Raw genomic sequence first — 22,493 nt, forward strand, 5'->3', positions numbered from 1 at the left:
CTATGAAAAAACATATTTATCTAATAGCAAATATTTTTGCATTCCTCGTTTTAGTCTCATGTGAAGAAGAACTAAATCAAATTCCTTTATCACAAGGCACCACAGAGAATTTTTACTCTACGCAAAACGATTTTATCCAAGCCAGAAATGCCACCTATTCCATAGCATTTCATGGCACGGGAACGTATGGTTATGCAAACAGAATATTGAACTTAAGTGAAACCAGATCCGACAATTTTTATGCAACCACCCAAGCATCAAGGGATTGGGAAGGCATCAATAATTTTTTCACATCCTTAAGTACAAACGGATACATTAATGAAGCTTATGTAAGTAACTACAACGCCATTTACAAGGCCAATCAATTGTTGGAGCAATTAGCGGCAAAGGGCGACATTATACCCGTAGTTGCCGATAGGACCAATATGGAAGCGGAAGCACGTTTTTTAAGGGCTTTCTGTTATTTCGACTTGATAAGATGGTTTGGCAGGGTGCCTTTAATCAAAAATACGCTATCCCCACAAGAGGTTTCAACCATTGGCAGAAGTCCCATTACAGAAATTTATGATTTAATTCTTTCTGATTTACAATTTGCGGTTACAAATTTAGCACCATCCTACGATGCTGCCAATTTTGGTAGGGTTACAAAATATGGCGCAAAAGGATTGTTGGCTCAAGTTTACATGACACGCTCTAGCCCAAACTACGGAATTGATGGATCTACATTGGGTTTAAATGAATGGGATAAAGCCTATCAACAATTAAATGACATCAAAACAAGTGGCCTTTATGTGTTTTCCCCAACCTATGCTTCCATATTTACTGTTGAAGGTATTGCCAACAAGGAAAACGTATTGGTTATCCCTTATACTCAAAATACAGGGAATAGTGTGGGTGGAAATTTTATGGTTGAATTAGGTTATGAGCCATATTTTGCTTCATTGAGTTTATCGCAACAAGGCTCTTTGGAATACCGCCCAATGTCGGCATCGCTTTTAAATTTGTTAAGCGCAACCGACAAGAGACGCATTTTCGGTATTGCTGATACTTATACCGTAACCTCAGGAACCTATATTGGCACTTATACAGACCGTCCAACTATTAAAAAATACATCGACAAAACCAGATATGGTAACGGAAGAGAAGATTGGGGAGTAGATTTCATAGCCATGAGATACACCGATGTACTAATGTTAATGGCCGAATGTACATTGCACAGTGGCGGCGGCACCCAAGCCGATGTCGATGCCATTGTAAACGACGTTAGAGAGCGTGCTGGTTTGCCAAGAGATGCCAGTAACGTTACATTACAACAATTGTTTGAGCATAGAAGGGCTGAGTTTTTTGGCGAGGGCACCAGATGGTTCGATTTGATTAGGTCTGGTAACGCTATAACCATTATGAACAATTGGAAAGCTGCTGAAGATGCCTCCAACAGTATTGGAACCATCGATAAAAACGCGTTGCTTTACCCAATTCCACTTCAAGAACTTTTAACAGTTCCAGGGCTTTACGATCAAAACCCAGGATACGATAATTAAATAATAGTTTGTTTTATTAAGTTTGTAAAGGCGCTATGGTAACATTCACTGTAGCGCTTTTTTTAGTACAGTATAGCACAGGATGCTTTTAAAAAAGTAAACCAATATATTTGGGTTCAAATTCTTTAATCTGTTGGAAAACAACCTTTAGTTGCCTTATTATAGACATCCTTATCAATAAATAAAAAATATTCATTTTTAAAAATAAAATCATGAAGCTTTCAAAAAAAAAAATGATAAACGCCCCCGTTATTGCATTATTGATATGCTTTAATGCTGCTGCCCAGATTAACGACGCAACGGCACCGTTGCATGCCCTTCAGCCAGAATATCCTACGCCTTACATAGTGCCACAAAATGAGAGTATTAAACAGGTTTTAAACCGGGTGCATAATTTTCTTGAAGCAAATAGTGCCGATAAAATAATTAATGCCTCTACCAAGGCCGAAATAACGGACTTTAAAAAAAACAAAGATGTAGATATTACGTTTGAACCCGGCGCCTTTAGACTAACCAGTTATGAATGGGGCGTTACCTATGCCGGTATGCTATTGGCCTATGAAGCTACGGGCGAAAACTATTTTGCCGATTATTCAAACAAACGCATTAAATTAATTGCAGATGTGGCCGAAAATTTTCCTGCAAAGCATATTAAAGACCCCGATATGCTTAAAACGCTGCATCCGGAGGCCCTGGATTTTGCCGGTGCCCTGTGTGCCGCCTTCATAAAAGCAAAACAAGCAGGCCTAAAAACCGATGTGAACCCATTGGTAAATAATTACATCGATTTTATTAGCAACAAACAGTTTAGGTTAAAGGATGGCACCTTGGCCAGAAACAGGCCTCAGGACAACACCCTGTGGCTTGATGATTTGTTTATGAGCGTGCCAGCACTGGCCCAAATGGGAAAATATACCGGCGATGTAAAATATTTTGACGATGCCGTTAAACAGGTAAAACAATTTTCCGAAAGGATGTTCAACCCTCAAAAAGGCATCTTCATGCACGGGTGGGTTCAAGATATGGGGGTGCACCCGCAGTTCCATTGGGGAAGGGCCAACGGGTGGGCCGTTATGGCCATGGTAGAATTGTTGGAAGTTTTGCCAAAGGACCATCCAGGTTATGCTGAAGTTCTGTCGCAATTACAGGCACATATTGCAGGCTTGGTCAACTATCAAGATGGAACAGGGTTTTGGCATCAGCTTTTGGACAGAAATGATTCCTACCTTGAAACCTCAGCAACGGCCATTTATACCTATGCCATTGCTAGAGCCATCAATCGGGGTTATATTGATAAAATGGCATACGCTCCCGTGGTATTACTTGGTTGGAATGCTGTGGCCACAAAAGTAAACGATAAAGGTCAGGTTGAAGGCACTTGTGTGGGTACCGGTATGGCGTTCGACCCTGCTTTTTATTATTACAGGCCTATCAATGTTTTTGCCTCCCATGGCTACGGCCCTGTTTTACTTGCCGGCTCCGAAATGATTTTATTGTTGAAAAACAATGACTTTGAAATGAACGATAGTGCTTTACAATTGAAAGTAAAAAAGTAACCCAACATGATTTTTCAAACGGATAAAGTCTTTCTTGTTTTAATGGTTTTTATAGGATTGTTTTCTTGTAAAGAAATTCCAAGGGAAACCAAGAAACCCAACCCGCCCAATATTTTGGTAATCATTGCCGATGATGCCGGTTGGAACGATGTGGGCTACAATGGCTCAGAAATCCACACGCCAAACATCGATGGGCTGGCAAACAACGGCGTACAACTTAATAGGTTTTACGCCAACCCCACATGCTCTCCCTCGCGTGTGTCGTTGTTAACGGGCATGCCGGCAAGTCGCCTAGGTATTGTGGCGCCCATAAGCGATAAAAGCGATAAAACCCTGCCAGATTCTATAACCACCTTGCCCCAAGCATTAAAAAAACAAAACTATCAAACAGCCTTATTTGGGAAATGGCATTTGGGATTAAATATTTCCAACGGGCCCAATGCTTTTGGTTTCGATTATTCGTATGGGTTTCTGCATGGGCAAATAGACCAATATACGCATCGCTATAAAAACGGCGATGCCAGTTGGTACAGAAACAATGAAATGATTGAGGAAGCAGGCCATACCACCGATTTGGTGACCCAGGAAACCATCAATTGGCTGACCAAAAAAAGGGATGTTTCCAAAAACTTTTATGTTCAATTGGCATACAGTGCGCCACATTTTCCTTTGCAGGAGGAAGATAGGTGGAAAGAACCTTATCTGGAAACTATCAAAAATGGTTCGCGAAGGGATTTTGCCGCAGCCATGGCACACATGGATTATAGCATTGGGTTGGTTTTGGAAACTTTAAAGCAACAGAATTTAGAAGACAATACCTTGGTTATTTTCATAAGTGATAACGGCGCCATGGAAAATTGGTATCCAGAAAATCAATATGATGGTAAATTTAAACCAAACCCGGTTTTGGGCAGTAATGAACCTTTGCGCGATTGGAAAACCTCAAACTATGAGGGCGCCATTCGTGTACCAGCAATTATGTATTGGAAAAACCATTTAAAAGCTTCCAAAAATGAAAATTATATGTCGGTTTCAGATGTAATGCCAACTCTGCTTTCTTTGGTTAATCAAAATATACCTAAAGACGTTGAAGGGGTCAATGTATGGCCATCAATTTTAAATTCAAAAACCGAAACACATCACGATATCTACATTAGAGGGCATAAACAAGAAAGCTTGATACATAAACCATGGAAAATTATTAGAACCCGTAACAAACATAATTCGCCACCTTTATATGAACTTTTCAATATAGAGATTGACCCGGAAGAAAAACAAAATATTATAGATACAGATGACGACGTTACTTCAACAATGAAACAATTATTAAACAAGCAATTTGCCAAAGACGATAAAACGGTAAACGTAGAATTGAAATAAACAGAAACACTAAATGAAATTAAAATTTGCCTATCTATTTTTAATGCTATGCTGTTTATCCTGTTTTGCCCAAAAAACGGACCACGCTACAAAAAACAATATGGCAGACAAGCCTTTGTTTAGGGACCCGGTATTTGATGGGGCTGCCGACCCATCGGTTATTTGGAACAAACACGAAAAAAAGTGGTTTATGTTTTATACCAATAGGCGTGCTAAAGATTCCACAGCTCGTGGCGTGGCTTGGGTACATGGCACTAGAATTGGTATAGCAGAATCCTATGATGGTGCGCATTGGACCTATAAAGATACCTGTAATATAGATTATCAAATTAAAGATGTTACCCATTGGGCACCCGATGTTATGGAGCACAAAGGTATTTACCACATGTATTTAACTATTGTTCCGGGTGTTTTTGAAGATTGGTACCACCCGCGTTATATCATTCATCTAACCAGTGAAAATTTAACTGATTGGAAGTTTCAATCGCAATTAAAATTAGCCTCCGAGCGCTGTATTGATGCTTCCGTTTTTCAATTGCCAAACGGTACTTGGCGTATGTATTACAATAATGAGAATGATGGAAAATCCATTTATTATGCCGATAGCAACGATTTATATCATTGGGTGGATAGCGGGAAAAAAGTTGTAAAAGATAGGGGGGAAGGCCCCAAGGTATTCAAATGGAAAGGGAAAAACTGGATGGTAAACGATGCCTGGAATGGCTTGGGGGTTTATTCATCGGAAGATTTTACCAATTGGACCCGTCAACAACACAACATCTTGCAAATTCCGGGTACAGGAATGGATGATGCCGTAATAGGTGGGCATCCTGATGTCGTTGTGAATGGCGATAAGGCCTATGTTTTTTACTTTACACACCCGGGAAGATTGCCAGAAAACAAAGGAGAGGACACCTACCAAACCCGACGAAGCTCTATTCAGGTAGCCGAACTGGAATATGTTAATGGCAACATTATTTGCAATAGAAACAAACCGGTATTTATTAACTTAAAATTTACTGAATAATGAACAATAGTATTAGAAATGCCTTCAAAATGAAACTTAAACCTGGTTTTGAGGCCGAATATAAAAAGCGCCATGATGAAATTTGGCCAGAATTGGCAGCACTACTTTCAGAAACGGGTATTCAAGATTATAGCATTTTTTTGGATGAAGAAAGCCTAACCCTCTTTGCGGTTCAAAAAATAAGTAAAGATTATGATGAAGCCTATTTGCCAAACCACCCCATTGTAAAAAAATGGTGGGCCTTTATGGCAGATATTATGGAAACAAATGCAGACCGTTCGCCCGTTGCAAAACCTTTAAAGGAAGTGTTCCATTTAGATTAAAATTTTCAGTAATTTGTAAAACATCCAATTTAAAAAATATAATGAGAAATTTATTGACTTTTATTATTTGTGTAGCTTCATTTCTGCAAAATAGCCATTCGCAAAACAACAATAACACCTTTCCCGACGGGACTGAAATTCCAGCTTGGTTTTCGGATGTTTCAAAAATAAAGATTGAGGATTTGGGCAAACAATATATCGTTACCAACTTTGGGGCTGTAAGCGATAGTACCGTTTTACAAACAGCCACCATCCAAAAAATAATTGATAGGGCCAGTAATGAAGGCGGCGGCGTTATAATTATTCCCAAAGGTACATTTTTAAGCGGTGCATTGTTTTTTAAACCCAATACCCATTTGCACGTTTCTGAAGGGGGCACTTTAAAAGGTTCGGATGATATTGCCCATTATCCCATCATGCCTTCAAGAATGGAAGGACAAAATTTGGATTATTTTCCGGCCTTGGTGAATGCCTACGGGGTGGATGGTTTTACCATTTCGGGAACCGGAACCATTAATGGCAACGGGCTTAAATATTGGGAAGCGTTCTGGGACCGAAGAAAGGAAAACCCCAACTGTACAAATTTGGAGGTTTCAAGGCCACGTTTGGTGTTTATTTGGAAATCGAACAACGTACAATTGCAAGATGTGAAACTTATAAATTCGGGCTTTTGGAGCAGTCATTATTACCAGTGCAATAATCTGAAAATATTGGATTTGTACATTACTTCACCGCACGAACCCGTTAAGGCGCCCAGTACCGATGCCATAGATATAGATGTATGCACCAATGTGCTTATCAAAGGCTGTTATATGGCGGTGAATGATGATGCCATTGCCCTTAAAGGCGGAAAAGGCCCGTGGGCAGATATTGTGCCAAACAACGGTGGGAATGCCAATATTATTATTGAAGATTGCGATTTTGGGTTTTGCCATTCGGCCTTAACCTGTGGCAGTGAATCCATTCATAATAAAAATATCTTGATGAGGAACTGCACGGTGAACAATGCCCAAAGATTGTTATGGCTTAAAATGAGACCAGATACGCCACAAAAATATGAGTTTATTACGGTAGAAAACATAAAAGGGTCGGCAAAAAGCATGATATTTGTGAAGCCATGGACGCAGTTTTTCGACCTAAAAGGAAGAGAGGAAGTGCCTTTGTCTTATTGCGACCATATTACCATGAGGAACATTGAATTTGAATGCGATGTGTTTTATGATATGAAAATTACCGAATACGACCGTCTTTCAAACTTTACTTTTGAAAATTTGAAAGTGAAGGCCAAAAATGCCGATTACGATAAAAGTATTATAGACGGATTAACCCTAAAAAATGTTTACTTAGTGCCTTACAAAATGTAATCTCTTAAACCTATTTCTTTTGAGTTTTTAAGTATTTCAGCAACAAGTTTTGCGGTAAACGTGGCACCTTCCAAATTGGTATGTGTATGGTCCTGCGGAAAGAAATCCTTTACTTTATCCTTTCCCAAAGTTTCGTAGGCTTTGGCAACCACATCGTTAACATCTATAAAAAAAACATCTTCTGCCATGGCAACTTCCTTGGCCCATTTCACATAGGTTTCAGTTCTTCTTTCTACGTTTCCATTTGGCCATTCGTTACGGGGCGTTAAGCTTAAAACAATGGGTTTTGCACCTTTGTCTTTGGTTTCTTGAATCATTTTTTTTAGGTACCAGCCGTACGTGTGCACTGTTTTAACACCAGTACTATCGCGCATCACTTTCTGGGTTTCGTCTCCAATACCTTGTAGGGAGCCTCTGTATTTGGCCTTGTCAATATTTCCAGCATCATTGTGACCGAATTGGATAATTACAAAATCATCTTGTTGAAATTCTTTTTTTGCGGCGTCCCATAACCCTTCATAAATAAACGTTCTGGTGCTTCTGCCACCTCTTGCCATGTTGATAACGTTCACTTGTGTGGTGTCGCAAAACTGCGGAAAAGGCACGCCCCAGCCAATGGTGTTTGGGTTGCTGCTGCTTGCCATGGTGGAATCGCCAATTAAAAAAATATGCTTTTTTCTGGGAAGCTCTATTTTGGGGTTTGAAACTATATAATTTTTAAGCGAATTGGTTGTGCTTTTTAATTCGCCTATAATAATGGAAGCGGCCATAAGTGCGCCCCTTGCCGATGTATGGGTGTGGTCGCGTTTATAAAAATAAGTGCCCGTAACCTGCTCTTGTCCCAGTTTTTCTAATTTGGAGGCCATTTTATCGTTCAAATCAATAAAAGTGACGTTGTTTCTTTTGGCTATTTGTTTGGCCCATAATCCGTACGAGGTATTGTTTCTTGGTACTTTGCCCTCTTTCCAATCGTTTCTAGGTATTGGCGACATTATTACTGGAATCGCACCTTTTGATTTCGCATCTTTTACAATTTTTTCGATGTACCAACCATAGCTATGCACAATTTCGTGCTTTTTGGTAATCATGTTGTCAATTTCCTCGGTTTCGTTTCCTATGCCTTTAATGGTGCCACGGGCCCTAATGGTGTCGTTTACAGGGCCGTCGTCGTTATGCCCAAATTGTATTAAAACATAATCGCCCGCCTTTAGTTTATTGTTTACGGCATCCCATAAGCCTAAATTTTGAAAGGTTCTGCTGCTGGTGCCGCCCAATGCGTGATTTTCAACTGAAACTTGGGTGCTGTCCAGAAACTGACCAATAAAATCGCCCCAACCCCAAAGACCGCCAGAACCATCACCTTTACCATTTTTTACTGTTGAATCGCCCACAGCATACACCGTTGGCTTTATGTTTTGTGCATGGAAGCAACTTGTAAATAAAAAAGTTGTAAAAAGAATCGTTAGAAGTTGTAATGTTTTCATAATGAAATTTTAATTAATTGTCCCTGAAATCAAACCACAGCGTCATGGGGATGCCGTCATCGCCACTTTTTATGCGAATGTTGGTCGGTTGGCTTTCGGGCCCTTGGTGTTCCAAAGGTTTAAAGGCACGCATAGCGGGTATTTCATACATAAAGGATATATTGCCTTCTGGAAATTCCGGTTGCGGAAAGGTGCCGGAAAAGGCATTTTTTGGTAGGTCGGGCGTAAACAATCTTAAAAACAATTTATCGTTTTCACTAAAAAACTTAATAGCGCCCTTTTCTGTTTTAAGGTTCGCGCCTATTACATTGGCATGATAGCCCTTAAATTCCGGATATACCAAATTTTCAAAACTTTCGCCCGTAATGGTGTTGTTATAATCTTTTTCCCAAAGGCCAAATGTGGTGCCTTTTATTCTGTTTTTCCAAACATGGTATGGGCCATTTCCAATCCACTTGACGCCTTGTACACCTGCTTCAGGGTAATCGAACGTGATACCAAGTTTACTGATTTTATCTTCAAAGGCCGACCCATCAAAACCCTCATTTCTACCGGCATCCTTTAATAGAATCATTTCCATTTTTAACCTTCCGTCGTTAAACAAGGTCCATTTTATGGAATGGATACCGCCAAAATAGTTAAAAAAACATACGGCGCCTTCTTTGTTCTGTTCTATGGAAACGTTTTCAACCTTGGCTTTCATACCAACGGGTTTTGGGCCATTGATAAAAGGCACATTCCCTTGATTGTTTTCTATACTTGTAATCTCGCCCGTGGTAGCGTTTAAATGAACACGAAGCTTTTCGCTGGATAAAAGAATTTTGTCTTGCGATTTTGAAACGGTAGCTGTTTTTGTTGAAGCTTCCTTGGCCATGAACTTATTGGCAAAATAGGGCGCACGGTGAATGGGCCACGACCACGTATAAATTTCCCTGCCATGTTTATCGTGGGCGGTAATTTCCAGCCAATCGCCATCAAAAAAAATGGCTGGAACCTCGAAATGTATTTTTCTGGTTTCACTGGGTTCAATGCTCTCAATTTGAATGGTGTTTGAATCAATAACTTCAGCTTTGTTGTGGGTGTACAGGATATTGTTTGCGGTTTTTAACACCCGGTATTCTAATTTACATTCGTTTAAATTTGTGTAAATGTAATCGTTTGTTATTAGGAAAGAGCCGTCAAATGTTGTTGTAATCATTTTTGGTTGAAATTGAATGGGCGCCCAAACCTCTTTCACGGTATAGAAACTGCCTTCCTTTTCCCGATGTGGCCCCAAAACGCCATCGGCAGCAAGCGAGCCTTTGGAATCGTATTTCTGCTCGCCGCTCCAATCGGTTCTTAATACCGCTTCATCTAGCATGGCCCACATAAAGCCACCGGCAAAAAGCGGACTTTGTTTATAGCGTGTCCAAAAATCCTCTAACCCGGCACCAATGCCATTATCGTAAGTGCCGTGCATGAATTCGGTTGGGAAAAATACATTCTCGCCATTGTTAAAACGGTGCATGCCAGTTAAATAAGTAGGGTAGTGGTGGGAATCCCAACCGTTAAAGTCGGCCCAAGGATGGATAACGATGCGCTTTTGTGGGTCGTATTGATGGAAAACATGGTCTATATCGTAATTCCAGCCACCTTCGTTGCCATGGTCCCAAATAATTACCGACGGATGGTTTACATCGCGCTGAACGGTTTCCTTAATTAATTTGGCCCCTGTTTTGGTGTCGTAACCGTTTTGCCAACCCGCCAGCTCGTTCAGCACAAAAAGGCCCAAGGAATCGCAAACTTCCAAAAAATGCGTGTCTGGGGGGTAATGGCCACGAACCGCGTTCATGTTCATGTCCTTTAACAGATTAACATCCAGAATACTAATGGCTTTATCGGTGCTTCTGCCCGATTCGGGCCAAATGGTATGGCGGTTGATGCCTTTCATGATGATTTTTTTGCCATTCACATAAATGCCATCTTTTTTTAAAAACGCCAGTGTTCTAAAACCGATTTTTGTTTTATAGGTATGGTGTACCTCGTTTTTGGTCTTTAAAGTTAAGGTTAGCGTGTATAAATTGGGCGATTCTGGGGCCCAAGTCTGAACATCGTTCCATTTGGCATGTATGGTTTGGGAATTTTCGTTTTGGTTTAAAGGAATATTTACGGTAGGATACGTTTTGGAATTTCCAATGGCTGCAATGCTAGCGTCAAGACTGGCATTTTTAGGAAGGTTTACAAAATCCAGTTTGGCGGTAAACGATCCGTCCATTTTGGCATCTACGGCAACATGTTCTATATACGATTTTGGCGAAACCTCTAACCAAACGGGGCGGTAAATGCCCCCAAACAACCACCAATCGGTTTTGCGTTCGGCATTATTTACGGTATTGTTGCTGGAATGTTTGGAAACATGCACTTCCAACAGATTTTCTGCGCCATAGTTTATTAAGGCAGTAATATCAAATTTAAACTCATAAAAGCCACCTTGATGGGTCTCACCTGCCGATTTGCCATTTATTTTTACATCGGTATCGGTCATGGCGCCCCCAAAAACAATCGTGATGTTTTTACCCTTATAGCTGTTAGGGATATTGAATTTGTATTTGTAAAACCCTTCTTCCTTACTGGGTTCTTTTTCATTTAATTCCTTATACCATCTACCGTAGGTATAGGTTCCAAAGCCCTGTAATTCCCAGTTGGATGGCACATTTATAGTGCTCCAGGTTTTACTGTTGTTGCCATCGGTACACATAAAATCCCATTTTACGGGGTTTTTGAAATCTTTGCCCGATAAGTAAATTTTTTGGGTTTCCTGCGAATGGAAATTCAGGGAAATAAGAAAGGCAAGGGCAAAAAATGCCAGAAGTTTACGTGGGTATGTTGTGCTGTGTCTCATAATGTTTTAGTTACCGTCTGGTTTTGTGTTTTCAAAGCGTGTGCTCATGGGCAGCTTCCAACTACTAAAAATGTCGGGGTTTTTGGGGTTGTAGTTTGGTACATTGGGGTTTAGGTATTGGGCAATGTCCAAATTCAAATCTTTAATGCCTTGCACCACACATTTGGCAATTTCATTGGCGCCAAAACCGTTAAAGTGCGTGTTGTCTTCCAGCTTTTCTGTTTGCCCCGGAAAAGTGTTTGCAGGGTATTGCACAAAGGCTTTTCTTGAGGGTTCATCGCCCCAGGTTTCGTACAGGTAGGTGGTCATTTTTGTAAGGTCGATGAGTGGTACCTGCAAATTGGTTGCCACGTGTCGCATCGCATCGGGAAAATCGCCATGTGTTGGTTTTAAGGTGCCATCGTCGTTAAAGGCCCTCCGTTGCGTTGGTGTTACCAATACAGGAATACCACCTTTTTCCCTAAATTTAGTAATATATTCCTTTAAAGAGTTTGTGTACAACCCCCAGGCGCCATTGCCTTCGCCTTTTATTTTTTCGTCATTATGTCCAAATTCAATAAAAACATAATCGTTTGGCTTTAAAAGGCTTAGTATTTTTTCCAATCGGTTTGTAGCTTTAAACGAACTTAAGGTGGCGCCCGATTCGGCATAATTGGCTATAACCACTTCATTTGAAAAATAATTGGTAATAAACTGCCCCCAAGAGGCCCAAGGCTCTAAATCTTGGTCGGTTACGGTGGAATCGCCAGCTAAAAACAGGGTTTTAACTGTTGAAGTGGGGATGATTTTTATATGCTGAACAGTAGGGTTTCCCAAGAATTCCAAGGTTAGTTTATCGTCCCAATTTAGTTGGTTTTTATCCCGATCCTTAATTTTAATATGTGTTGTGCCGTTAATTTTGGGAGACCTCACATTAACGGTAAACGAACGCTGTGCCGTATGGTTTTTTCCTAAAGTGATTTCTTTTAGCATCAACCTTCTGGATTCGGCCTTTACCGTGGTTTTTGAAGGTTTTTCACCACCTAAAACCACCTCTATTTTGTAATGGCCCTCTGGAAGTTTCACCGAAAAATAAATGCTACTTTTGCTACTGATGTAGTTTTTTTTGAAAATAACATTTTCGGCAGACTCAAAATCGAAACCGTATCCTAAAGTGTTGGTGTACACGATGGGTTTATGTATTGAAATGCCCTTGTTTTTGTTGGCCTTCATCCCAAAATAGAAGCTTTTAGTAAATTGGTTTTGTGCTGAAACATTCAAAAAAAAGACGATGCTAAGTAGGAATATAAAAGATGTGCTTAGTTGTTTCATCCATAAAATTTTCACTAAAATAGTTTCAAAAAAAAAAAAAATCCATCCTGTACTATGATGTATCAGGATGAATGCTTCAATTTTATATGGTGCGCCAACGGCATTTAAACAGAATTACGCTCTATGTATTCAAAAACATTTCTAATTTTTTCTGTTTTATTGTTAAGAACCAAATAAGCCGCGGTTTCTCCCATCCCCTCAAAATGGGTGCTAACTACGTTGATGCCCAACAGGTTTTTTAAAGGCGTATCGTTATAGGAAATAATACCTATGTCTTTGCCAAGGATTAAGTTTTTAGCACGGATCTGTTGTACTAAATTAACCAGATCGGTTTCTTCAATAATGATGTAGGTGTCTTTGCTGTCCAGATCCATATCATCATAAATTTCATCTAAAATTTCAAAATCGAAGTTATGTTTTGAACAAAATTTTCTGAAGCCTTGAACAATTCTTAAAGGATAAGGATATACTGATTTTAATGGATAAACTAAAACTAATTTATCATATTTCTTAAGTGTTTTTAAGCCCTTTTGTAGTGCATTGTAAATATCATCTTCAAAGTCTTGATATACTGTGCCGTATTCACCACTAATTTCTAGTTTATTGTTGTCTAAAATTATGAGTTTGTCTTTAGGAATTTTCTCAATTATATCCTTTACCAGATTAGTGTTACTTATATGGTTCAAATCCTCTGTTTTAAAATGTGGCATGATCACATAATAATCAAAAGCTCCGAGATTTCTTTCTAAAGTTCTAACAAAAAGAGACTCTTCACAGTGATAAACCGATAATGTTACATGGCCATTTATGCCAATGCTATTTACAAAAGAATTATAGATCATCATTTTGTAAGAACTTGGCTTGTTAATCATGAAGAAAATCTGAATCTTTGAAATCAAATCGGTCTTGGCCGTATAATACCCCTTTCCTTTAACCGATACAATAACTTTTTGTTTTTTAAGTTGTTTATATGCTTTTTCAACGGTATCCCGTGATAAATAGCACGACTCGCTCAACTCGTTTATAGAGGGGATTTTTTCTCCAATTTTTAAATTCCCTTTTGCAATGTCATTAATGATGGAATCAACAATTTGCTTGTATTTAGGAACACGAGAATAATCGTTAATTTTTATTGTTATTATTTGAGACATAAAAATTCTATAAAAAAAGTATAGTTATGAAAAGGTGATTGCAGCGAATTTAAAAAAATTAATCGATTGCATTAAGCTAAGCCTTAAAAATTAATCATAAATAATTAATAGCAATAAGAAACGGATATTGGTTGTAGAGCAATCTGGTCGTTAGCATGTAGGTACAGGACACATTACCTTCTTAAATTTTTTAAATTTACTTCCCACAAACATTTTTTATGAAAAAGGTAAATTTTTTATTGTTCCTTATTGTTCCTTATCTCATGCTGTCCTGTAAACAAATAAATTCTGTAAACGAGTTTCCGGTTTTAAGTCAATTTAAGCCATTTTGGGTAGATAAAGTAGGAGCAAAATCATTTAGTGTAAACAGTAATATATATTTTGTTAATAGTTATGGAGCTGTTAATGATGGAAAAATGCTATGCACAGAGGCCATTCAAAAAACCATTGAGGCCTGTGCCAAAAACGGGGGAGGCACCGTTACCTTTAAACCGGGCGTTTATTTAACGGGTTCAATTTTTATAAAGGAAGGCGTCAAATTTTTAGTGCCAAAAGATGTTGAAATTAAAGGTAGTGAAAATATTAAGGACTATAAGGAAATTGATACACGGGTGGCAGGTATTGAAATGCTTTGGCCCGCGGCCTTAATAAACGTTCTGGGTCAAAAAAATGTTGTTATTGAAGGCGACGGCCTTATTGACGGACAGGGAAAGGTGTTTTGGGATTATTACTGGGACTTAAGAAAAAACGATTACGAACCTCGAGGCTTGCGCTGGATTGTGGATTATGATGCCAAACGCCCACGGACCATTTTGGTCTCAAACTCAAAAAATGTTTTTGTAAAGGATTTGAATATACAACGGGCTGGTTTCTGGACGATTCAAGTGCTGTATTCAGAATACATTACGGTTGATGGGCTCACCATAAAAAACAATATAGGCGGCCACGGCCCCAGTACCGATGGGATAGACATTGATTCCTCACAATGGATTTTGGTACAAAATTGCGATATCGATTGTAACGATGATAATTTTTGCCTGAAAGCCGGCAGGGATTGGGATGGGCAACGGGTTAACAAACCAACCGAATATGTGGTAATAAAAGACTGCATAGCCAGAAAAGGCGCCGGATTATTTACTTTAGGTAGTGAAACAGCCGGAAGCATTCGCCATGTATATGTATCAAACATTAAAGGACTAGGAACAAAAAACGGATTAAATATAAAATCAGCCACCAATAGAGGCGGTACGGTTGAGGATATTTATATGGAAAACATTAAAATGGATAGTGTTCGCACGTTTATGCAAGTTGGTATGAACTGGAATCCTGCATACAGCTATTCAAAACTACCTGAAGAATTTATTTTTGATTCCATCCCCGAGCATTGGAAAAAAATGCTCCAAAAGGTAGAGCCAGCATCAAAGGGCATTCCTACGTTTAGAAATATCAGTCTTAACAATATCCATGTAAAAGGCGCTGAAACGGCCATAAACGTTAATGGTATGGAGGGTTCCCTAATTAGCAATGTTACCTTGAACAATGTGCATATTGAAGCTGAAAAGGCAGGACAGATAAGTTACAGTTCAAATTGGATACTTAAAGACGTGAAAATAAAATCTAAAGACGGGTCTAAAGTCTCTTTAGAAAATACTTCAGGAATCAATTTTTCAGATGCTGTATATCTTCAAAATAATTAAGGCATGTGTTTCACTAATAATTATAAAAAACATTTTAGTTTATTTTTTCTGCTAGGGGTGTTGTTTCATATATCGGCTCAAGACATAAGCACTCGAAAAATCCATTATGTTCCCGAAGGTGAAAGTTTCGTTTTAAAAAATGGATCAAGAAAATTCAACAGGGCATTGTATGGCACCAACACCGGTTTTAGGGTAGAAGCGGGCGATTTGCCGGAATTCGCACTTTACATGCCCGGTATGGGCGGCAACTTTAAATTGGGAATTGTAACAAATTCGGGCAGCAAATGGCTAGCAGCATGCGATTCGATTGTAACACGTTACATTCAAGGCACGATGCATTATGAACTGAGGGATGCCTCTTTTCCAAATGGAATTATAAACATGCAAGTGGTTGCACATGCCAAAAACGAAGCCATGATTTTAAAGGTTGAAACCGAAAACATCCCTAAAAACGTCGATTTAATTTGGATATATGGAGGAGCAAGCGGTAAAAAGTTTAGTCGGGATGGCGATATTGGTGCCGACCCAGAATCGGTGTTTTACCTGCAACCGGACTATTGCATCAATAATCAATACACCCTTCAAAAGGATGGGTTTCTGTTGAATTTCGGTTCAGAAAACAACAAACAAAAAACTGGAAACAATAGAGCCATTTCTGGATATTACCCTAAGTCCGATATCAAGTTGGTGGAGGTTGATCCTGAAAAAAATCCAAAGGAACTATTTGAATCTGAAGTTGATAAGTTACCTGTCATCATTGGCAACATCCATTTGAATTCCAATGATACATTGCTGTGGAAATTAGAAAATGATGAAACTGTAGTTCCAACCACCCAAACCCAATTGGCATCGGAGTTTGTTGAAGCGGTACAAAAGATGAAAAAATTGGCATCGCGCGTTACTTTAAAAACGCCCGACCCCTACCTCAATACACTGGGCGGTGCCTTGGCCATTGCAGGTGATGCCATTTGGGAATCGCCCGCCTTTTTGCATGGTTCCATAGCATGGCGTATGCACTTGAACGCATGGCGAGGTGCTTCGGTTGCCAATCCATTGGGTTGGCACGACAGGGCTGAAACACATTTTAGAAGCTACGGAAACTCTCAGGTTTTAGAACCCGAAACTGGTTCTGTGGTATTGGATACCTTCCGCAATTTTGCCAGACAAAAAGAGGTTCTGGGAACGGCCATGTTCAGCAGCGGTTATATCAGTCGCCATCCCAACAATAATACGGTAGCACACCATTATGATATGAATTCGGTATTCATCAACCAAATCCTTCGTCATTATCAATGGACGGGCGATGTGGGTTTTATGAAAGAAATATGGTCGGTTATAAAACGCCACATCGCTTGGGAAAAGCGAAATTTTGATGCAGATGGCGACGGACTTTACGATGCCTATGCCATGATTTGGGCAAGCGATGCGCTGCAATATTCTGGTGGCGGCGTTACTTATGCGTCGGCATATAATTATAGTTGCAATGTGTTAGCCGCAAGTATTGCCAAGCTTTTGGGCGAAAATCCGGAGCCATACATCAAGGAGGCTAAACATATCAAATCGGCCATAGACAGTAAATTGTGGATACCCGAAAAAGGTGTTTTTGCGGAGTATAAAGACTTGTTGGGCAACCAATTGCTACACGATGCACCGGGCCTTTGGACCATTTACCATGCGTTGGATGAAAACATAGCCAACCCGTTTCAAGCATATCAATCGTTAAGGTATGTTGATGCTGAAATCCCGCATATTCCCGTACAGGCGGGAGGCTTGCCCTTTGAAGATTTACAACTTGTTTCAACCACCAATTGGCAACCCTATACATGGTCGGTTAACAACGTCGCGTTGGCTGAAAATTTACATACAGCCTTGGCGTATTGGCAAGGTGGCAGAAGCGAAAAAGCGTTTCAGTTATGGCACAGTGTCTTGGTGGAAAGCATGTATTTGGGCGCATCGCCAGGAAGTTTTCAACAGTTGTCTTATTACGATGCGATTCGTGGCGAATTGTACCGCGATTTTGCCGACCCCATTGCCATGGCTGCACGGTCGTTGGTAGAGGGCTTGTTCGGGATTCAACCCAATGCCATTACAAATACTCTGTATATAAAACCAGGGTTTCCCAAAGATTGGAAGTATGCTTCGTTGGATATTCCTGATATTAAAATCGCTTTCGCGGAAGAGCATTCCATTTTAAAATATACAATCGATTCCAAATTTAACAACCACATGGCACTTCATTTCGCTGTGAACGTCTCAAATGAAGGTGTTGCATACGTTAAAATAAATGGCAATAAAGTTGATTGGAAACTTGATGAAACCGCCATTGGTACGCCTAAAATAATAATTGAAAGTCCGTATCAAAAACAGTATATCATCGAAATCAAGTTGAAGGAAGGAAGGTTGGAACAACCTAAATTTGAGTTTGAAGGCCATCACAATAAACAACTTCAATTTAAAACTTCAAAAGCGGAAATTGTTAAGGTTTACGACCCACAAACTTCAATTTCAGAAGTAAGGAAAACGAAGAACCAATTCGATTTTACGGTTAATTCAAAAAAAGGACATAAAACATTTTTTGTTCAACTGAAACAAAATGGCATGCTTTGGTGGCAACCGGTTCATTTAAAAGTAATTTCTGAAAAAGATGTTATCTCTAAATTCCAAAATTGGGATGAAAAGCTATCGCCTGAAACCAAGTTTGAAAAAATCAACTTAGAAACCGTTTTCAACAGTAAAGTAACCGACGTTTTTGAACAGCAATATTTAAGTCCGAGACCAACATCACCAACCTTACAGCTCCCCACACAAGGGATTGGCAATTGGTGTTATCCGTTTATAAAACCCATTATTGACGATTCTGGTTTGCGTAAAATAGCAGGCGAAAACAATACGATTGTAAGTCCGCAGCATATTCCCTTTAGCACGCCTTCGGAAGCAAATAAAAAGAATATCGCTTTTGTATCGCAATGGGATAATTTTCCAAAATCCATTGAAATACCACTTTCCGGTAAAGCAACCCATGCGTATTTTATGATGGCAGGCACTACCAACCCGATGCAAAGCAGGTTTGTAAATGGTGAAATTACAGTAACTTACACCGATGGCACCATTGAAACCTTAGAACTTAAAAACCCAGAAAATTGGTGGCCTATTGAACAGGATTATTTTGTAAATGGTTTGGCCTTTACAACCGATGCGCCCAAACCGCCACGGGTTTATTTAAAATCTGGAACCATCACCAGGGACTTTAAGGATTTCAAGCCCATAAATGGTTTTACCGATTTTGGTATTGATGGCGGCGCCGCAACCATTTTGGATTTACCGTTAAATGGAAACAAAACGCTAAAAGACCTTGAAATTAAAGCGGTTGCAAATGATGTGGTTATTGGATTGATGGGTTTAACCTTAACAAGGAATTAAATGGACAGGAAAACATTTATATCAACGTCAATGCTTGCTTCTTTAGGGGCCTGTTTGCCCATGCAGGCGATGGCTCTCCTTAGCGGAAGAGAGCAGCAACTACCATTGTCTGATTTTGAAAAACGCCTTACGCCTGTCGGTCGCGCCTTAGAGTTTGAAGATTATTATGTGTGGTGCAATAGCCCAATTGAAGGGCCGGATGGTAAAATCCATGTGTTTTTCTCACGATGGCCTAAAGCCAAAAGCATGAGTGGTTGGACCAATAGTTCGGAAATTGCCCACGCCGTAGCCGATAAACCAGAAGGTCCATACAAATATGTAAGTACTGTTTTGGCATCACGAGGTGAAGGTTATTGGGATGCCACCACTTGCCACAACCCAAATATCCATTTTGTTGATGGAAAATATGCCTTGTTTTTTATGGGCAACTCCAATGGTAAACTGGATACACAGCGCATAGGTTTGGCAACCGCCGATTCGCTTTATGGGCCATGGAACCGTCCTGACGAACCTTTATTGCATCCTGGAAAAGTTGGGGATTGGGACGACCATTGTACTACAAATCCATCCTTTTTAAAACACCCAAATGGCGAATATTGGTTATACTATAAGTCGTTTGATACCGAAGGTTATGTAAACCCCAAGTTTGAAGTTAGGGGCAATCGAAAATATGGATTGGCCATTGCAAAATCGTTGCAAGGGCCTTACGTTAAATATCAAGGAAACCCAGTGATAGATTATCATGCTATGGGAAACAATCAGCAATGCGAAGATGCTTTTACGTGGTACGATGGTGAAAAATTCAACATGCTAGCAAGGGATTTAGGTGTTTTCGGAATTGATAAAGGATTGTATATGAGTTCAAAAGATGGCAAACACTGGTCGGAACCATTAATTGCTTATCAAGAGCTCAGTAAATATGTAAACCAACCGCCAGCACCAAAACATTTAAACCGTTATGGACGTGCCGAACGCCCGCAAGTATTGTTTCAAAACGGAAAACCAACGTATTTATTTACAGCCTCGCAAGGAGGAAAATATGAAACAGCTTCAGGATTTATCTTTAAAATAAACTAAATATTTAAAATATTAAATGATGAAAACAACGCTTCTTTTACTCCCAGTTTTAGCTTTTTTAAGCCTTCATTCATGCAAGGAAAAACCATCTTCCCAACCAGAAAAAATAGATAGAAATGCAGTAGTTACACGTCATAATGTAAAAATAACAACCATTGACACGTTGGGTTCGTTAAATGTGGGGAATGGAAAATTTGCTTTCACCGTTGATGCTACCGGGTTGCAATCGTTCCCAGAGTTTTATGAAAAAGGTGTGCCTTTGGGAACACAATCGGAGTGGGGCTGGCACACCTTTCCAAATACTGAAAATTTTGAATTTAGCGAAACTTTAAAGGGTTACGATTTCAACGGAAACCCAAATAGTTTATATGCCATACAGGATAGGGCCAATGACAGAAACATGGCTGCAGCCGATTATTTTCGGGCAAATCCGCACGGTTTGCAATTGGGAAACGTAGGGTTGGAAATTCTTAAGAAAGATGGAACCGTGGCCAAACCAGAGGACTTAAAAGACATCAATCAGGAACTAAACCTTTGGACCGGTAAGATTGAAAGTCATTTTACTGTTGAAGGCATTCCTGTAAAAGTAATCACCTATGCAGATTTTAAAACAGACGGTATTGCAGCAAAAGTAGAGTCGCCATTATTAAAGGAAAACCGCATTAAATTAAAATTTAGGTTTCCATACCCAACCAACCAGTTTGCCGATAGAGGTGTTCATTATTCCAACAATGAATTGCATCAAACAACCGTAAACGAACAAAAAGGAAAAAGCTTTGTTTTCAACAGGATTTTGGATAACGACCGCTATTTTGTAAAAGCCATTTTGAATACAGAAGCTTCGGTCTCAAAAGTTGAAGACCATTATTTTACCATGCAACCAGATGCAGAGGATAGTTTTGAAGTTGCGGTCGTTTTTTCAGAGGAAAACCCTAACGAAACCCTTACTTTTAACGAGGTTGAAACAAATAGTATAACCGCTTGGAAAGACTTTTGGCAATCGGGCGGTGCAGTTGATTTTTCAGCATGTACCGACCCTCGGGCTTTTGAATTGGAACGACGCGTGGTGCTATCGCAATATTTAACGCGTTCGCAATGCGCAGGAAACTATCCTGTTCAGGAAACAGGTTTAACCTATAATAGTTGGTACGGCAAACCGCACATGGAAATGTATTGGTGGCATGCGGCACATTATCCGCTTTGGGGACGAACCGAATTTCTGGAAAAAAGTATCGGTTGGTATTTTACAGCCTATGATAAAGCGAAGTTGATAGCCGAAAGACAAGGTTATAAAGGGGTGCGTTGGCAAAAAATGACCGACCACAATGCCGATGAAGCACCATCAAACGTGGGCTCGTTTTTAATATGGCAACAACCGCATGTTATTTATCTGGCAGAATTGATTTATAGAAACAACCCGTCAAAGGAAAATTTGGAAAAGTATAAAAAGCTCATCTTTTCAACGGCCGATTTTATGGCATCCTACCCAAATTACGATGCTAAAAACGACCGGTATATTTTAGGAAAAGGTGTTATACCAGCACAAGAATGTTTCGATAAAATGGAAACCTTCAACCCGCCTTGGGAACTGGCCTATTGGAAATGGGCATTGCAAACAGCGCAACAATGGCGTGAACGATTGGGATTGGAACCCCAAACTGAATGGCAAAACATTATTGATAAACTATCGCCAATGGCCCAAAAAAACGGGGTGTATTTAGCGGCCGAAAGTGTGCCAGATTCTTATTCGCCAACAAGTAAACACACCATAGACCATCCAGCAGTTTTGGGCGCCATGGCCATGTTGCCGCACAACAACTTTGTTGATGTTAAAACAATGGGCCAGACCTTTGATATAGTTGATAAGGTTTGGCATTGGGACCACACTTGGGGCTGGGATTTTCCATTGGAAGCCATGACCGCCACACGGCTAAACAGACCAGAAGATGCCATTAAAGCACTTTTAAGGGATGAAACAACCAATACCTATTTACCAAGCGGGCACAATTACCAAAACGAAAGATTAACCTTATACTTGCCCGGAAATGGCGGAATCCTTTCGGCGATGGCGCTTATGTGCGCCGGTTTTGATGGCAATACCATTGAAAATCCAGGGTTTCCCAAAGACGGCACATGGCATGTTAAATGGGAAGGTTTAAAGCCTATGCCTTAAGCATAAAAAAAAATAATTGATATTTTATGGCGATATTAGAAATAGTGTAGTTGTTATTTTTTTTTTTGAAATATCCCATAATCTATTGCTAAAATTATAGTTACAGTT

Annotated in this window: 14 protein-coding genes; 10 read left to right on the forward strand and 4 right to left on the reverse strand. The window is 39.8% G+C overall.

Annotated features, from left to right (window positions below; genetic code table 11):
- The first annotated feature begins 2 nt into the window (after nt 1-2).
- The 6 genes from GQO80_RS00605 to GQO80_RS00630 all read left to right on the forward strand — a co-directional run bounded on the left by GQO80_RS00605 (nt 3) and on the right by GQO80_RS00630 (nt 7,191).
- The gene (locus tag GQO80_RS00605; protein WP_157206263.1) at nt 3-1,541 is read left to right on the forward strand and encodes a RagB/SusD family nutrient uptake outer membrane protein; all 1,539 of its coding nucleotides are present in this window, start codon (nt 3-5) and stop codon (nt 1,539-1,541) included.
- Between the two features lie 212 nt (nt 1,542-1,753).
- Nucleotides 1,754-3,097, forward strand: a complete 1,344-nt coding sequence (locus tag GQO80_RS00610; protein ID WP_157206264.1) for a glycoside hydrolase family 88/105 protein — start codon at nt 1,754-1,756, stop codon at nt 3,095-3,097.
- 6 nt (nt 3,098-3,103) lie between these two features.
- Nucleotides 3,104-4,477, forward strand: coding sequence for a sulfatase family protein (locus tag GQO80_RS00615; RefSeq protein ID WP_157206265.1), 1,374 nt, complete (start codon nt 3,104-3,106; stop codon nt 4,475-4,477).
- A gap of 13 nt (nt 4,478-4,490) precedes the next feature.
- The gene (locus GQO80_RS00620; RefSeq protein WP_157206266.1) at nt 4,491-5,504 is read left to right on the forward strand and encodes a family 43 glycosylhydrolase; all 1,014 of its coding nucleotides are present in this window, start codon (nt 4,491-4,493) and stop codon (nt 5,502-5,504) included.
- The gene (rhaM, locus tag GQO80_RS00625; protein ID WP_157206267.1) at nt 5,504-5,827 is read left to right on the forward strand and encodes an L-rhamnose mutarotase; all 324 of its coding nucleotides are present in this window, start codon (nt 5,504-5,506) and stop codon (nt 5,825-5,827) included. The genes GQO80_RS00620 and rhaM overlap by 1 nt, the downstream gene beginning before the upstream one ends.
- 41 nt (nt 5,828-5,868) lie before the next feature.
- Nucleotides 5,869-7,191: a rhamnogalacturonidase gene (locus GQO80_RS00630; protein ID WP_157206268.1), complete on the forward strand. Its 1,323-nt coding sequence runs from the start codon at nt 5,869-5,871 to the stop codon at nt 7,189-7,191.
- Here the strand turns inward: GQO80_RS00630 and GQO80_RS00635 are convergent.
- The 4 genes from GQO80_RS00635 to GQO80_RS00650 form a co-directional block, all read right to left on the reverse strand.
- A complete protein-coding gene (locus tag GQO80_RS00635; RefSeq protein ID WP_157206269.1) occupies nt 7,179-8,675 on the reverse strand; it encodes a rhamnogalacturonan acetylesterase in 1,497 nt (498 codons plus the stop codon). The two genes, GQO80_RS00630 and GQO80_RS00635, sit on opposite strands and share 13 nt — an antisense overlap.
- Before the next feature lie 13 nt (nt 8,676-8,688).
- Nucleotides 8,689-11,556: a glycoside hydrolase family 2 protein gene (locus tag GQO80_RS00640; protein ID WP_157206270.1), complete on the reverse strand. Its 2,868-nt coding sequence runs from the start codon at nt 11,554-11,556 to the stop codon at nt 8,689-8,691.
- Between the two features lie 6 nt (nt 11,557-11,562).
- On the reverse strand, nt 11,563-12,867 hold the full coding sequence (locus GQO80_RS00645) for a rhamnogalacturonan acetylesterase (RefSeq protein WP_157206271.1): 1,305 nt from the start codon (nt 12,865-12,867) through the stop codon (nt 11,563-11,565).
- A 104-nt stretch (nt 12,868-12,971) separates the two neighbouring features.
- Nucleotides 12,972-14,018: a GntR family transcriptional regulator gene (locus GQO80_RS00650; protein ID WP_157206272.1), complete on the reverse strand. Its 1,047-nt coding sequence runs from the start codon at nt 14,016-14,018 to the stop codon at nt 12,972-12,974.
- 218 nt (nt 14,019-14,236) lie between these two features.
- On the opposite strand from GQO80_RS00650, the gene GQO80_RS00655 reads away from it, so the two are divergent.
- The 4 genes from GQO80_RS00655 to GQO80_RS00670 are packed head-to-tail and all read left to right on the forward strand — an operon-like array spanning nt 14,237 to nt 22,385.
- A complete protein-coding gene (locus GQO80_RS00655; protein WP_157206273.1) occupies nt 14,237-15,715 on the forward strand; it encodes a glycoside hydrolase family 28 protein in 1,479 nt (492 codons plus the stop codon).
- 3 nt (nt 15,716-15,718) lie between these two features.
- The gene (locus GQO80_RS00660; protein ID WP_157206274.1) at nt 15,719-19,135 is read left to right on the forward strand and encodes a DUF4450 domain-containing protein; all 3,417 of its coding nucleotides are present in this window, start codon (nt 15,719-15,721) and stop codon (nt 19,133-19,135) included.
- The gene (locus GQO80_RS00665) at nt 19,136-20,212 is read left to right on the forward strand and encodes a glycoside hydrolase family protein (protein WP_157206275.1); all 1,077 of its coding nucleotides are present in this window, start codon (nt 19,136-19,138) and stop codon (nt 20,210-20,212) included.
- A gap of 16 nt (nt 20,213-20,228) precedes the next feature.
- Nucleotides 20,229-22,385 (forward strand): hypothetical protein, encoded by a 2,157-nt coding sequence (locus GQO80_RS00670; protein WP_232333086.1) that lies wholly within the window; start codon nt 20,229-20,231, stop codon nt 22,383-22,385.
- Nucleotides 22,386-22,493 lie beyond the last annotated feature (108 nt).

Origin of the sequence: Mariniflexile maritimum, assembly GCF_009746565.1 — a bacterium.
Lineage (GTDB): Bacteria > Bacteroidota > Bacteroidia > Flavobacteriales > Flavobacteriaceae > Mariniflexile > Mariniflexile maritimum.

Excerpts from the sequence above, each read along its gene's own strand:
- GQO80_RS00605 (WP_157206263.1), top strand. The coding sequence starts at position 3 with ATGAAAAAACATATTTATCTAATAGCAAATATTTTTGCATTCCTCGTT.
- GQO80_RS00610 (WP_157206264.1), top strand. The coding sequence starts at position 1,754 with ATGAAGCTTTCAAAAAAAAAAATGATAAACGCCCCCGTTATTGCATTA.
- GQO80_RS00615 (WP_157206265.1), top strand. The coding sequence starts at position 3,104 with ATGATTTTTCAAACGGATAAAGTCTTTCTTGTTTTAATGGTTTTTATA.
- GQO80_RS00620 (WP_157206266.1), top strand. The coding sequence starts at position 4,491 with ATGAAATTAAAATTTGCCTATCTATTTTTAATGCTATGCTGTTTATCC.
- rhaM (WP_157206267.1), top strand. The coding sequence starts at position 5,504 with ATGAACAATAGTATTAGAAATGCCTTCAAAATGAAACTTAAACCTGGT.
- GQO80_RS00630 (WP_157206268.1), top strand. The coding sequence starts at position 5,869 with ATGAGAAATTTATTGACTTTTATTATTTGTGTAGCTTCATTTCTGCAA.
- GQO80_RS00635 (WP_157206269.1), bottom strand. The coding sequence starts at position 8,675 with ATGAAAACATTACAACTTCTAACGATTCTTTTTACAACTTTTTTATTT.
- GQO80_RS00640 (WP_157206270.1), bottom strand. The coding sequence starts at position 11,556 with ATGAGACACAGCACAACATACCCACGTAAACTTCTGGCATTTTTTGCC.
- GQO80_RS00645 (WP_157206271.1), bottom strand. The coding sequence starts at position 12,867 with ATGAAACAACTAAGCACATCTTTTATATTCCTACTTAGCATCGTCTTT.
- GQO80_RS00650 (WP_157206272.1), bottom strand. The coding sequence starts at position 14,018 with ATGTCTCAAATAATAACAATAAAAATTAACGATTATTCTCGTGTTCCT.
- GQO80_RS00655 (WP_157206273.1), top strand. The coding sequence starts at position 14,237 with ATGAAAAAGGTAAATTTTTTATTGTTCCTTATTGTTCCTTATCTCATG.
- GQO80_RS00660 (WP_157206274.1), top strand. The coding sequence starts at position 15,719 with ATGTGTTTCACTAATAATTATAAAAAACATTTTAGTTTATTTTTTCTG.
- GQO80_RS00665 (WP_157206275.1), top strand. The coding sequence starts at position 19,136 with ATGGACAGGAAAACATTTATATCAACGTCAATGCTTGCTTCTTTAGGG.
- GQO80_RS00670 (WP_232333086.1), top strand. The coding sequence starts at position 20,229 with ATGATGAAAACAACGCTTCTTTTACTCCCAGTTTTAGCTTTTTTAAGC.